The organism is Actinocrinis sp., from assembly GCF_035653575.1.
Taxonomy (GTDB): domain Bacteria; phylum Actinomycetota; class Actinomycetes; order Streptomycetales; family Catenulisporaceae; genus Actinocrinis.
In genome coordinates this window covers 77,913-89,484 of the sequence record NZ_DASRBQ010000078.1, presented here as the reverse complement: position 1 = coordinate 89,484, position 11,572 = coordinate 77,913, and the positions used below count along the sequence as shown (strand labels likewise).

At 70.8% G+C, this 11,572-nt stretch carries 10 protein-coding genes; 7 read left to right on the top strand and 3 right to left on the bottom strand.

What is annotated here, in order from left to right; translation table 11 throughout:
• Window positions 1-130 precede the first annotated feature (130 nt).
• The gene (locus VFA06_RS11290; protein WP_324840438.1) at window positions 131-1,717 is read left to right on the top strand and encodes a rhamnogalacturonidase; all 1,587 of its coding nucleotides are present in this window, start codon (window positions 131-133) and stop codon (window positions 1,715-1,717) included.
• 168 nt (window positions 1,718-1,885) lie between these two features.
• The gene (locus tag VFA06_RS11285) at window positions 1,886-2,686 is read left to right on the top strand and encodes a C1 family peptidase (RefSeq protein WP_324840437.1); all 801 of its coding nucleotides are present in this window, start codon (window positions 1,886-1,888) and stop codon (window positions 2,684-2,686) included.
• Window positions 2,687-2,750: 64 nt separating this feature from the next.
• Here VFA06_RS11285 and VFA06_RS11280 read toward each other — a convergent pair whose 3' ends face one another.
• On the bottom strand, window positions 2,751-3,287 hold the full coding sequence (locus VFA06_RS11280) for an SRPBCC domain-containing protein (protein WP_324840436.1): 537 nt from the start codon (window positions 3,285-3,287) through the stop codon (window positions 2,751-2,753).
• A gap of 216 nt (window positions 3,288-3,503) precedes the next feature.
• On the opposite strand from VFA06_RS11280, the gene VFA06_RS11275 reads away from it, so the two are divergent.
• Both VFA06_RS11275 and VFA06_RS11270 read left to right on the top strand, forming a co-directional pair.
• Complete coding sequence (locus VFA06_RS11275; protein WP_324840435.1) at window positions 3,504-3,974, top strand: nuclear transport factor 2 family protein; 471 nt, start codon at window positions 3,504-3,506, stop codon at window positions 3,972-3,974.
• Between the two features lie 121 nt (window positions 3,975-4,095).
• On the top strand, window positions 4,096-4,746 hold the full coding sequence (locus VFA06_RS11270) for an FMN-dependent NADH-azoreductase (protein WP_324840434.1): 651 nt from the start codon (window positions 4,096-4,098) through the stop codon (window positions 4,744-4,746).
• Window positions 4,747-4,882: 136 nt separating this feature from the next.
• Here VFA06_RS11270 and VFA06_RS11265 read toward each other — a convergent pair whose 3' ends face one another.
• Window positions 4,883-6,073, bottom strand: coding sequence for a winged helix DNA-binding domain-containing protein (locus tag VFA06_RS11265; RefSeq protein ID WP_324840433.1), 1,191 nt, complete (start codon window positions 6,071-6,073; stop codon window positions 4,883-4,885).
• A gap of 207 nt (window positions 6,074-6,280) precedes the next feature.
• On the opposite strand from VFA06_RS11265, the gene VFA06_RS11260 reads away from it, so the two are divergent.
• Both VFA06_RS11260 and VFA06_RS11255 read left to right on the top strand, forming a co-directional pair.
• Window positions 6,281-7,426, top strand: coding sequence for a glycosyltransferase (locus VFA06_RS11260; protein WP_324840432.1), 1,146 nt, complete (start codon window positions 6,281-6,283; stop codon window positions 7,424-7,426).
• 95 nt (window positions 7,427-7,521) lie between these two features.
• The gene (locus VFA06_RS11255; RefSeq protein WP_324840431.1) at window positions 7,522-8,721 is read left to right on the top strand and encodes an acyltransferase; all 1,200 of its coding nucleotides are present in this window, start codon (window positions 7,522-7,524) and stop codon (window positions 8,719-8,721) included.
• 120 nt (window positions 8,722-8,841) lie between these two features.
• Here VFA06_RS11255 and VFA06_RS11250 read toward each other — a convergent pair whose 3' ends face one another.
• Window positions 8,842-9,831, bottom strand: coding sequence for an NAD(P)-dependent oxidoreductase (locus VFA06_RS11250; RefSeq protein ID WP_324840430.1), 990 nt, complete (start codon window positions 9,829-9,831; stop codon window positions 8,842-8,844).
• Between the two features lie 193 nt (window positions 9,832-10,024).
• Here VFA06_RS11250 and VFA06_RS11245 point away from each other — a divergent pair, with 193 nt between their 5' ends.
• The gene (locus VFA06_RS11245; RefSeq protein ID WP_324840429.1) at window positions 10,025-11,554 is read left to right on the top strand and encodes an MFS transporter; all 1,530 of its coding nucleotides are present in this window, start codon (window positions 10,025-10,027) and stop codon (window positions 11,552-11,554) included.
• Window positions 11,555-11,572 lie beyond the last annotated feature (18 nt).

Genomic DNA, 11,572 nt, shown 5'->3' with positions numbered 1-11,572 from the left:
GGACTGCGGAAATACGAGCCGGGACCGCGATCGGCGCGCCCAGTCCGCGACCTTCGTCGTGGACAAGAGATCGGATCTCACCTTAAGTGGTCTGCGCACAAAGCCGTGCAGATCACCGAAGGGAGACGTCATGTCCAACCCGGTCAGCCGCCGCCGGCTCGTCGCGTTCGGCGCGGCGGGCGCGACTGGAGCCGCCCTGCCTCTCGCCGGCACGGCCGGCGCCCGCGCCGCCTCCGCCCCGGCCCCCGCGCCAGGTCTGAGCGACGTCTTCGACGTGACCGCCTTCGGCGCCATCGGGGACGGGACCACGATTGACAGCGACGCGATCAACCGCGCGATAACCGCGGCGGCGGCGCACAACAACGGCGCAGGCGGCACCGTCTACTTCCCTGCCGGAACCTACGCCAGCTACTCGATCCGCTTGGCCAGCAACGTCGCGCTCTACCTCGCCAACGGCTCGCGGATCCTGGCGGCCACGCCCACCGCGACCCAGGGCTACGATCCCGCCGAGCCCGGCGCGGGCAACCCGTATCAGGACTATGGGCACAGCCACTGGCACAACAGCCTCATCTGGGGCGAGAACCTGCAGAACGTCACCATCTGCGGCCCCGGCACCATCGACGGCAAGGGCCTGGTCAGCGGCGGCAGCAAGGAATCCGCGCCGCGGCAGGGCAACAAGGCGATCGCCCTCAAGCTGTGCCGCAACGTCGGGATCTACGACGTGACGATGGTCAACGGCGGCCACTTCTGCATCCTGCCGACCGGCGTGGACAACTTCCGCATCGACGGGCTGGTCATCGACACCAACCGGGACGGCATCGACATCGACTGCTGCAAGAACGTGCGGATCTCCAACACCGTGGTCAACTCGCCCAACGACGACGCGATCGTGCTTAAGAGCTCGTACGCGCTGAACGAGGCGCGCTCCACCGAAAACGTGTACATCGACAACTGCATGGTCAGCGGCTACGACCTGGGCACGTACGTGGACGGCACGTTCAAGGTCGGGCCGTACGGCCGCACCGGCCGGCTCAAGTTCGGCACCGAGTCCAACGGCGGCTTCCAGAACATCGCCGTCTCCAACGTCGTCTTCGAGCACTGCCGCGGCCTGGCGCTGGAGACCGTGGACGGCGCGCTGCTGCAGGACGTGACGATCAGCAACCTGACCATGCGCGGCGTGCAGACCCCGATCTTCCTGCGGCTCGGCGCGCGCATGCGCGGACCGGCCGGCCTGGCGATCGGCAGCCTGCGGCGGGTGAGCATCAGCGACGTGACCGTGATCGACGCCGACCCGAGATACCCCTCGACGATCGCCGGCATCCCGGACCACCCGATCGAGGACGTACGTATCAGTGGCCTGCGTCACATCATGGTCGGCGGCCTGACCCCGGCGGCCGCGGTCAACCCGGTGCCGGAACTCGTCAACGCCTATCCCGAGAACTACATGTTCGGCACGCTGCCCGCGTACGGGTTCTATGTGCGGCACGTGTCGAACATCGCCTTCGACGACGTGACGGTGGCGTTCGAGCAGCAGGACACCCGCCCCGCGTTCGCGCTCACCGACGTGACCGGCGCCGACTTCCACCACGTGCGCGCCGAGAAGGTGCGCGGGGTGCCGACCTTCTCCCTCAGCGGGGTCGAAGGGCTGCGCATCAGCGACAGCTGGCCGGTGGAGGACGGTCGATTCGACACGAAGATCCAAAACCGCACGCTCTGAGGTCAATCCGGCGAAACGCCTGTACCTAGCGCCACCGCGGGGTTACTCTCGGATTCAGGCGGCGTTCGGGGCCCGCGCGGGGGTGGGGAGATCCCCCGCGGTGGGGCCGGCGCGGCAGTGCGGCCGGCACACCAGGGCGCGCCGCCTTCCGAATGGGGGGAGCCATTCATGGGACGAACCGTTTCCCGCTACGGCTGGGTGCCGGACCTGCCCGACGCGCGCGACCACGTCTATTCCGCGCCGCGCCTCGGCCTGGTCAACCCGCCGCCGAGCGTCGATCTGCGCCCGCAGCTGCCCGCGGTCTACGACCAGGGCAAGATCGGCAGCTGCACCGCCAACTCCATCGCCGCCGCGGTCGAGTTCGAGCTGCTGCGCCAGCAGTTGCCGGACTTCGTGCCGTCGCGGCTGTTCATCTACTACAACGAGCGGGCGGCCGAGGGCCACGTGGAGTACGACTCCGGCGCCCAGATCCGCGACGGCATCAAGTCGATCGCCTCGCTCGGGGTGTGCCCGGAGACCGAGTGGCCTTACGACGACACGCCTCCGGCCACGGACGGCGGGGCATGGCCGCCTCAGGCGCGCGCCGGGCAGCGGCCGTCGCAGAACTGCTACGAGGACGCGCTCAAGACCAAGGCGCTCTCCTACCGCCGGGTGCTGCGCTCGATCGAACAGCTCAAGGGCTGCCTGGCCGAGGGGTTCCCGTTCGTGTTCGGCTTCACGGTCTACGAGAGCTTCGAGAGCCAGGCGGTGGCGCAGAGCGGGGACGCGCCGATGCCGAGCGCGGGCGAGCAGGCCCTCGGCGGGCACGCGGTGCTGGCGGCCGGGTACGACGACGCCACCGGGCGTTTCCTGGTGCGCAACTCCTGGGGACCGGAGTGGGGCAAGGGCGGCTACTTCACCCTGCCCTATGCGTATCTGACCGAGCCGGGCCTGGCCTCGGACTTCTGGACCGTGCGCCTGGTTTCCTAATCGCCGCACCTTGCCGCCCTGAACGGCCTCGGCGGACTTAGAACTTTGAGTCCGCCGAGGCCGTTCAGGCGTTCGCGCCCGAACCGCTGGGCGTATCGGGGGCGGCCTTGGCTACGGCCGCGGCGAATGCGCTGAGCGTTTCGCCCAATCCGGGCGCGTCGAGCGCTGCGCGCATTCCCGCGGCGTCGGCCCCGTAACGCTCGAGGCGCGTGTGCGCGACAGTGACCAGCGTGCTCGCACCGTCCTGCGCCGGAGTAAAGCCGACCTCGATCTCGCTCGCCCCGGCGTCATCCGGCAACGGCTGCCAGCGCCCGCTGATCCGCCAGGTCAGCGCGAGCCGACCTGGTGGCTCCCAAACCAGCACCGTGCCCCATTGCGCCTGCGCGCCGTCGCGGTCCTCCTCGTACCAGCGCCCGCCCACGGCGGGTTCGATCACCATGCGCGTCCTCTCGCCGGCGACCAGCCGGTGCCGGTCGGGCCACCACCGCAGCGGCCGGCCGGTGAAGAACTCGAAGGCCTGGTGCGGCGTGAGGCTGACCGTCGTCGACTTCACGACCGGCGGGCACTGCGGCTGCGCCGAGGGCGCTTGATCGGTCTGCATGCTTCGGCCTCCCTAGGCTGCGCCCTCGGTCCGGTCGGGTTTGGCGCAGAGACAGTCAGCGTGTCGGCGCGGCCTCGACGCACCGTCGAGAGCGGCCGGACGGCGGGGCCGCCGCGGCGTGTACCGCGCGGCGCGGCGCGAGTCGGCGACGACCGGACGTCAAGCGGGCTGCTGCATCGTTCGGGCACCCGCTACGCGCCGCGAAACGGAGAATCGATGTCCCGCCACGACACGCCTTGGTCCCGGGCCCAGGCCGACCTGTATGCCGAAGTCCAGCGCTTCTACGCCTATCAGATGCCACTGCTTGAGGACCGGCGCGTCGATGATTTCGCCGACACCTTCACCGGCGACGGCGTCTACGCCCACGCCAAGGACGGCTGGGAGATCACCGGGCGGGAGAAGCTGAAGGCCGAGATCGGCGCCGCGGTGCCGCATTACGGGAACAGCGTCTTCCGGCACTGGTTCGACAAGCTGTTGATCGAGCCCTGCGACGAGAACACGCTGCGCGTCCGGCTGCGCGCCCTGGTGAGCGTCACCGCCGAGGACGGTTCAGTGACCTTCGAGCCGAGCTCCACCATCGAGGACGTGCTCGTGCGCATCGACGGCCTGCTCTACACGAAGTCCCGCGTCGTGCGCCACGACATCCCGGACCCGGCCGGCTACTGGAGCGAGAAGCTCGCGGCTTAGCGCCGACGCGGGCCGCGAGGTCCGCGCGACCCGCCTTCGAGCGGCCGGCGGCAAGGTCGTCGGGGACCGTCTAACAGCGCGGCGGTCCCACGGACGGCTCTCAACCCTAAGGACGACGACAGTGGCGCATCTTCTGCACATCGACTCCTCCCCGCTGGCCACCGGTTCTACCAGTAAGGCGCTCGGCCAGATCTTCCGCCGCGTGTGGGCCGAGGAGCAGCCGCAGGACACGGTGGCCTACCGCGACCTCGGCCTGAACCCGGTGCCCTACCTCGAGGAGGCGGGCATCCACTCGCAGTTCATCCCCGAGCACGCCCGCACCCCGGAGCAGAGCGCGGCCCGCGCCCTGCGCGACGAACTGGCCGCGGAATTGGTCGCCGCGGACACCGTGCTGCTCGGCGCGCCGATCTACAACTGGACCGTGCCGGCGCAGCTGAAGACCTGGATCGACCAGGTCACGGTCGCCGGCAGCGTGCTGGCCTTCGGCGACGCGCCCAAGCCGCTGGCCGACCGGCCGGTGACCATCCTGCTCGCCTACGGCGGCGACTTCCGCCCCGGTTCCGAGGACGAGAAATACGACTACCTCGGCCCTTATCTGCGCACCCTGTTCGAGCACACGCTCGGCATGAAGGCGACCATCATCAGCGCGCACCTCACCATCGCGGGCAAGGCGCCCGGCCTCGACCACCTCGTGGACGTGGCGGCCGAGTCGCTGAAGCAGGCCGAGCAGGAGGTCGAGGAGCAGGCGCGCAAACTCGCCACGCAGTTTTGATACCGCCGCATTGTGACGTCGCCGGGTTATGACGTCACCAGGTTGTGACGTCACTGGGTTCGACGCCACCTACCCGCACAGCTGACGCACCCCGCGGACCGGGTCCGCGGGGTGCTTCCGCAGAACGCGGACAACGTCAAGCCCGCGCCGCGGCAACCTCGGTGCGCCGCGAACCGGCCTGCGGAGCGTAGAAGGCGAGCAGGGCGTCTCCCTCGGCCTCGACGGCTGCCAGGTCGCGTCGGCTCACGGTCTCGAACGGCTCGACGAAAACCGTGAACGCGTCCAGCTTCGCGTCACGCTCGATCCGCCAGGTGCCGCCCAGGTATCCGTCGAGCAGCAGCATGCCGCGCGCCACCCCGCCCCGGGCGCTGAGGAAGAAGCCGTACTTCTTCGCGCTCTGGGCGAAGCTCAGGCCGCCCGGGATGATGCGGGCGCGATCGGCGTGCGACAGGAATACGTTGTCGTATTCAGGCAGGAAACGCGGCGGGGCCGGCGTATCGGGGTCCGCGATCACACCGTCGGGCACGTCGAACAGTTCGCGACCGTGCGCGTCGCGATAGGCCACCAGGCGCGGCCGCAGTCGCTCGACTACCTCGGCCAGCTTCGTCAGGCCGCACCAGGCCTGCACGTCGGCGACGCTCGCGGGCCCGAAGGCCGCGAGATAACGCAACACCAGCGAAGGAACGTCCGCGCGATCAGGCGCCGAGCGTCCCAGCCAGTGCTCGGCCGTGGCGTGCACCGGCTGCCCCGAACCGCCCCACAGACCGCGCGGCGGGATCTGCACCAGGCCGACCAGGTTGCGCACCGCGTACGCGAGCGTCTCCGGCTTGACTTCGGGCCACTGCTCCTGGAGCCGTTTGCCGAGCTCTCCGGGGCTGCGCGGCTGCTCGTCCAAGAGCCGGCGCCCGGCATCGGCGAGCTTCGCGAGGTCCATCGTCTTGGCGGCCCGCCCGTGTGCGCTGTTACTGAGCAGGTCCCTGTCCAGCACCGGCTGGACCGCCGAGCGCAGCCGCATACAGTCATCCGCGGTAACCAGGTGGATCGTCGAACGCATCAAGGCGATGCGTACCATGGCGCGCTGCGCGACCAGCTCGGACAGCACTTCCGGGACGAAGCCGACGAGGCGGGCCCACAGCGCGAAGTAGGGGCCGGGTGGAATCTGCGCGTGCAGGCCCACCAGGTACTCGACCGCGTCGGCCACCGGCCGGTCCACCCGCGCGTCGAGCAGCTGGCGGCGCACCAGGGTCCGATTCAGCGTCCGCTCGTCGAGCACGGCTCCCGAACCGGCTCCACCGGCCTCGGCTCCGCGATCGCTGCCCACCGTCATCCCGCCACCTGTCGCCCGGTACCCGCCATCCCCGTATTCTCCCCGACCCGGCTCGAGCCCGAGTCGAGCGACGCTCCCGCGAGCCGCCTTCGATTCCGCGTGTAGTCGCTCCAGGTAGACGGGGACACGCCTGTGCCGCAGGCGCGGGCCGTCGCGCCCGGGGCGTCACCCGCGACCCCGGGCACGCAGCAGACGATGGAGGAGACCGTGAAGATAGTGATTCTCGCCGGCGGCAGCGCCGCGACGGTGTTCGCGCTGGCGCCGTTCGCCACCGCGGCCCGCAACGCAGGGCACGAAACCCTCATGGTGTCGACGGAGGAGATGGTCCCGTACATCGCCGGCATGGGCATCCCGCCGGTGGCCGTCACGGCGCTCACCCCGCCGCAGTACATGTTCACCGACCGCTCGGGGGCACCGGTGCCGCCGCCGACCGGGCCCGAGGACGAGAAGCTGTTCGCCGGCCGCGGGTTCGCCCGTCTCGCCGCCGCCAGCCTGGAGCCGCTGGACGCCCTCGTGCAGGTCTGGCGGCCGGACGTCGTCGTCGGCGGCGCGCTGTCCTACGCGGCCGGGATCTTCGCCAGGCGGGCCGGCCTGCCGTACGTCCGCCACGCCTGGGACCCCAGCGAGACGACGCACATGGACGCCGGCGCCGTTGAGGAGCTTCGCCCGGAGCTGGCGCAGCTCGGCCTTGACGACCTCCCGCGGCCCGACCTGGACATCGACATCTGCCCGCCGAGCCTGCGGCCCGAAGGCGCGCCCGTCGCGCACCTGATGCGCTGGATCTCGGTGAACAAGCAGGCGCGGCTCGAGCCGTGGATGTACACCCGGCCGGCCCGCCGCCGCGTGGTCGTCACCTCCGGCAGCCGCTCCTCGGACGGCCCGGTGCGCGAGCGGGACCTGGCGTTCCTGCGCGGCCTTATCGACGCGGTCGAGGCGCTCGACGGCGAGATCGTGGTCGCCGCGCCCGAGGGCGTCGCCGCCGACCTGCGCGCCGAGCGCCCCGAACTGCGGGCCGGCTGGATCCCGCTGGACGTGCTCATCCACACCTGCGACGCGGTGGTCAGCCACGGCGGCGGCGTGACCGTGATGACCGCGCTCAGTGCCGGGGTGCCGCAGCTGGTCATCCCGCAGCTCAGCCACTCGCTGCCGCCCGCGGTGCGGATGAGCGACTTCGGGGCGAGCATCACCCTGCCGCCGGCCCAGGCCACGGCGCAGGCCGTGCGCACCGCCGTCGGCGACCTGCTCGACAAGCCCGGTTACCGCGAGCGCGCCGGCGACCTGGCCCGCGAGATCGCCTCCCTCGCCACCCCGGCCGACACGGTGCGCGTGGTCGAGCAGCTCGTCGAGCGCTGACATAAACCCGGCTCCGGTCGTTTTCGAGCGCGCGTCCAGGACCCGCGGCCACAGTGCGCCGTCAGTGCCGAATTCCATCCTCTTGAGGAAAGGACATGCCCGTGACGCTAGATCCGTCTCAGCAGTCGAAGTCAAGACTGCCCTCGCTCACCGGAATGCGGTTCATCGCGGCCGCGCTCGTGTTCTTCTTCCACGGCGCCACCGACTTCCTGTTCAAGAGCCCGCGCATCACCAGCGACTACCTGCGCACGGTGAGCAACGCGGGCTCGCTGGGCGTGTCCTTCTTCTTCGTGCTCAGCGGCTTCGTGCTGACCTGGTCGATGCGCCCCGGCGACACCACGCTGCGGTTCTGGCGGCGCCGGGTCTTCAAGATCGTCCCCAACCACGTGGTGACCTTCAGCGTGGCGCTGATCCTCATTGCGTTCGCCGGCGAGGCGATCGCGCTGTGGCCCACGCTGATGAACCTTTTCCTGGTCGACTCGTGGGTGCCGAAGTACTCGTACATCAACAGCGCGGACGGGGTCAGCTGGTCGCTGTCCTGTGAGGCGCTGTTCTACCTCTGCTTCCCGCTGCTGATCCTCGCGATCCGCCGGATCCGCCCGGCGGCGCTCTGGGGCACGGCCGGGGCGCTGGCCGGCGTGTCGATTCTGCTGCCGTACATCTCATTGCACTTCCTGCCGAGCACCCCGGTCTGGCCGTGGGGCCCCTCGTCCTGGGCGCAGATCTGGTTCGTCTACGTCCTGCCCGCCACCCGGATGGTCGAGTTCGCGCTCGGCATCGTGATGGCGCGCATCGTGCTGACCGGAAAGTGGATCAAGCTGCCGCTGCCGGTGGCGGCGCTGCTGCTGGCCGGCGCGTACGTCGCGACGCTGTACGGGCCCTGGCACTTCCTCTACAACTACGTGGCGGTCACCATCATCCCGGTCGCGCTGCTGATCCCCGCTGCCGCAGCGGCCGACGTAAAGGGCCTGCGCACCGGTCTCAGCGGCCGGACGATGGTCTGGCTCGGCGAGATCTCCTTCGCCTTCTACCTCGTGCATTGGCTCGTGCTCTCCGAGGCGCAGCGCCTTTTCGGGGTGAAGGCGAACCCGTTGGGCCTGCTCGCCGGGCCCTCGCTCAGCACCTGGGGCGCGGTCGCGTTCCTCGCCGTCTGCTTCGTCGTCTCGATCGCGCTGGCATGGCTGCTGTACTCCAGCGTGGAGCGGCCGATGATGCGCCGGTTCGCCAATCCCAAGCGGGTGGATCAGGCCGCGGCGGCCGAGGCGGACCTGGTGCCAGCCGGGCAATTGCACTGAACGGATAAGGAAAGCAACCAAGAAGACGGTGGTTCCCCCGGTCCGGCAGCGACCGGGGGAACCACCGTTTCGCGGCTTTGATGACGAGGCCGATCATCCAGCCGGCGCAGTCCTTCACGATCATCTGACGACGTCGACGCGGTGATGCGCGGCAACCGTCTCCCGCCACAGGTCGCGCAGCGCCTCGACCGGCTCGCGTCGGGCGCGCCAGCCGAACGCCTCGTAGGCGTGGTCCGGGTCGACCTGCATCCATTCCTGCGCCGTGTGGCCGAGTCCTCGTTCGCCGGCGTCCGGCTCCCGCTCGACTATCCGCGCCGGGACCGCGCTGATCCGCACCAGCGCTTCGACCAAGTCGCGAACGGCCACCGCCTGGCCCCGGCCGACCGCCGCCACGGTGCCGCTCTGCGCGCGCGCCGCGGCGGCGACGACCGCGTCGGCGACGTCGCGCACGTCGATGTAGTCCCGCTTGGCGCGAAGCGGATCAAGCAGCACCGTGGCAGTCTCGCCCTGGTCCGCGGCTGCCAGCACGCCGGCCACCCGGCCGAACAGGCTGAGCGCGGGGGCGCCGGGACCCGCGGCGTTCGCGACCCGCAGCGCGACCGCGTCCACGGCGCCGTCCCCCGCCCGGGCCGCGACGGCTTGTGTCGCGGCGAGCTTCGCCCGCCCGTATGCGTCAGCGGGCCGAGGCTCAAGCTGCGGGCCGACCGCCGTGCCCGCGGGGACCGGCCCATATTCAAGCACCGAACCCAGGTGGATCAGCCGCGGCCGCGTGGGCTGGCACGCGACGGCGTCGAGCAGCCGAAGCACGGGATCGAGCATCGCCGGCCGCATCTGCTCCGGCGTCAGTCCCCAGATCCCGCCGGTGCAGTTGACCACGATCCGCGGCGCGAGCCTGCTCAGCAGGCCGGCCAGCTCGTCGGCGTCGACCCGGGCAAGGTCGAGTCGCAGCTGCCGATCCGGTGGCGTCGCGCCGGCCGCGACGCCGCGCGAGGCGACGAGCACGGCCCGGCCGTCCGCCTCGAACGCCGCGCGCACGTGCCGCCCGATGAAGCCCGTGCCGCCCAGGATCAGGACCCCGCCGCGGCGGTGCGCGAACTCTTCCTCCGACACGGCTGACCTCCTGTGCTTTGGCCGGATGCGGATGCTCCAGCGTCGCCGGGTCCGGTCGAGCGGGGCTCGGGCCGCCCGCCCGGCCGCCGCTCCGAGCCTGGCTCCACCGCTTCTCGAGCGCCCGGCGCCAGACTGATGCGTCCACCCTTCCGTCACGGCACACGTGTGCCCGGCATCCGGCGGAGCAAGAAAGATGACCACCACAGACGTTCCCACCACCCGGTCAGGCGCGCTCGATCCGACGCGGCGCAACCAGACCATCGCCTTGGTCACCCTGCTGGTCGCGGTGTTCATGGACATGCTCGACGGCAACCTGGTGAGCGTGGCCCTCCCATCGATCCAGCGCGACCTGAAGGCCAGTTACACCGCGGTCCAGTGGATGTCCGCCGGATACGTGTTCGCCTTCGCGCTGCTGCTGATCACCGGCGGCCGGCTCGGCGACCTGTTCGGCCGCAAGAAGGTGTTCCTCATCGGCGTCGGCGGATTCGCGGCGGCCTCCCTGCTGTGCAGCCTCTCCGTCGATCCGCAGATGCTGATCGTCTCGCGGCTCTTCCAGGGCGCCTTCGCCGGGATCATGGTGCCGCAGGTGCTGTCGATCATCCATGTGACGGTGCCCAAGGAAAAACAACCCGGCGTATTCGCGATCTACGGCACGGTCGGCGGCCTCGCGGCCACCAGCGGCCCGCTGATCGGCGGGGTGCTGGTGCAGCTCAACGTCGTCGGCCTGGACTGGCGGCCGATCTTCCTCATCAACGTGCCGGTCGGCCTGCTCGGCCTCTACTTCGGAGCGCGGCACATCAGCGAGTCGAAGGGCCCGGCGGACACCCGGCTCGACCTGGTCGGCGTGCTGCTGGCGACGGTCGGCCTGCTACTACTGCTCTACCCGCTCACCGAGGGCCGCGATCTGCACTGGCCGGCCTGGTGCTACGCGTCGATGGCGCTGGCGGTCCCGGTGCTGGCCCTCTTCGCGTGGTTCGAGCGCCGCAAGGCCGCCGCGCAGGGCTCCCCGCTGGTGCCGCCGCAGCTGTTCCGCGCGCGCAGCTTCGTCGCGGGCCAGGGGCTGCAGCTGGCAATCTTCCTGTTCACCGGCGCCTTCTTCCTGGCCTGGTACCTGTTCATGCAGATCGGCCTGAACTGGACGCCGCTGCACGCCGGCCTGACCGCGCTGGCGTTCTGCCTCGGCGCGTTCATCTCCTCGGCGCTGTCCGTGACCGCGCTGGTGCCGAAGTTCGGCCGCGCCGTGCTGCAATTCGGCGCGATCGTCCTGCTGGCCGGGCTCGGCGCGTTCCTGGCCGTGGTCGAGGCGCGGGGAGCCCGGATCGGCACCTGGGACATGGCCGGGCCGTTGCTGGTCATCGGGATCGGCTTCGGCGCGGTGGCCTCCCCGATCCCGATGTTCGCGCTGGCCGATGTGCGGCACGAGGACGCCGGATCCGCCTCCGGGCTGATCAACACGATGCAGCAGCTGGGTCTCACCCTCGGCATCGCCCTGGTGTCAGTGGTCTTCCTCACTCCGCTCGGCGGGTACGCGAACATCACTCCGGGCCCGCGCGGCCAAGCCGAGTCCGCGGCCGCGGCCGCCGCCTTCGCCTCGGCGTTCAAGCCCGCGTTGATCGCCTCGCTCGCGGTGATCGCGCTCACGTTCGCGGTGTCCTACGGGCTGCCGCGCCGGGTGGCCGGCCACGGTCCGGCGGCGCAGCCCGAGCCCGCCGCGGCCGGCTGAGCCGCCCGCCGCACCGCT

Bases quoted from the DNA above. Each gene is read 5' to 3' on its own strand.
- VFA06_RS11290 (WP_324840438.1), top strand. From the start codon at position 131: ATGTCCAACCCGGTCAGCCGCCGCCGGCTCGTCGCGTTCGGCGCGGCG.
- VFA06_RS11285 (WP_324840437.1), top strand. From the start codon at position 1,886: ATGGGACGAACCGTTTCCCGCTACGGCTGGGTGCCGGACCTGCCCGAC.
- VFA06_RS11280 (WP_324840436.1), bottom strand. From the start codon at position 3,287: ATGCAGACCGATCAAGCGCCCTCGGCGCAGCCGCAGTGCCCGCCGGTC.
- VFA06_RS11275 (WP_324840435.1), top strand. From the start codon at position 3,504: ATGTCCCGCCACGACACGCCTTGGTCCCGGGCCCAGGCCGACCTGTAT.
- VFA06_RS11265 (WP_324840433.1), bottom strand. From the start codon at position 6,073: ATGACGGTGGGCAGCGATCGCGGAGCCGAGGCCGGTGGAGCCGGTTCG.
- VFA06_RS11255 (WP_324840431.1), top strand. From the start codon at position 7,522: ATGCCCGTGACGCTAGATCCGTCTCAGCAGTCGAAGTCAAGACTGCCC.
- VFA06_RS11245 (WP_324840429.1), top strand. From the start codon at position 10,025: ATGACCACCACAGACGTTCCCACCACCCGGTCAGGCGCGCTCGATCCG.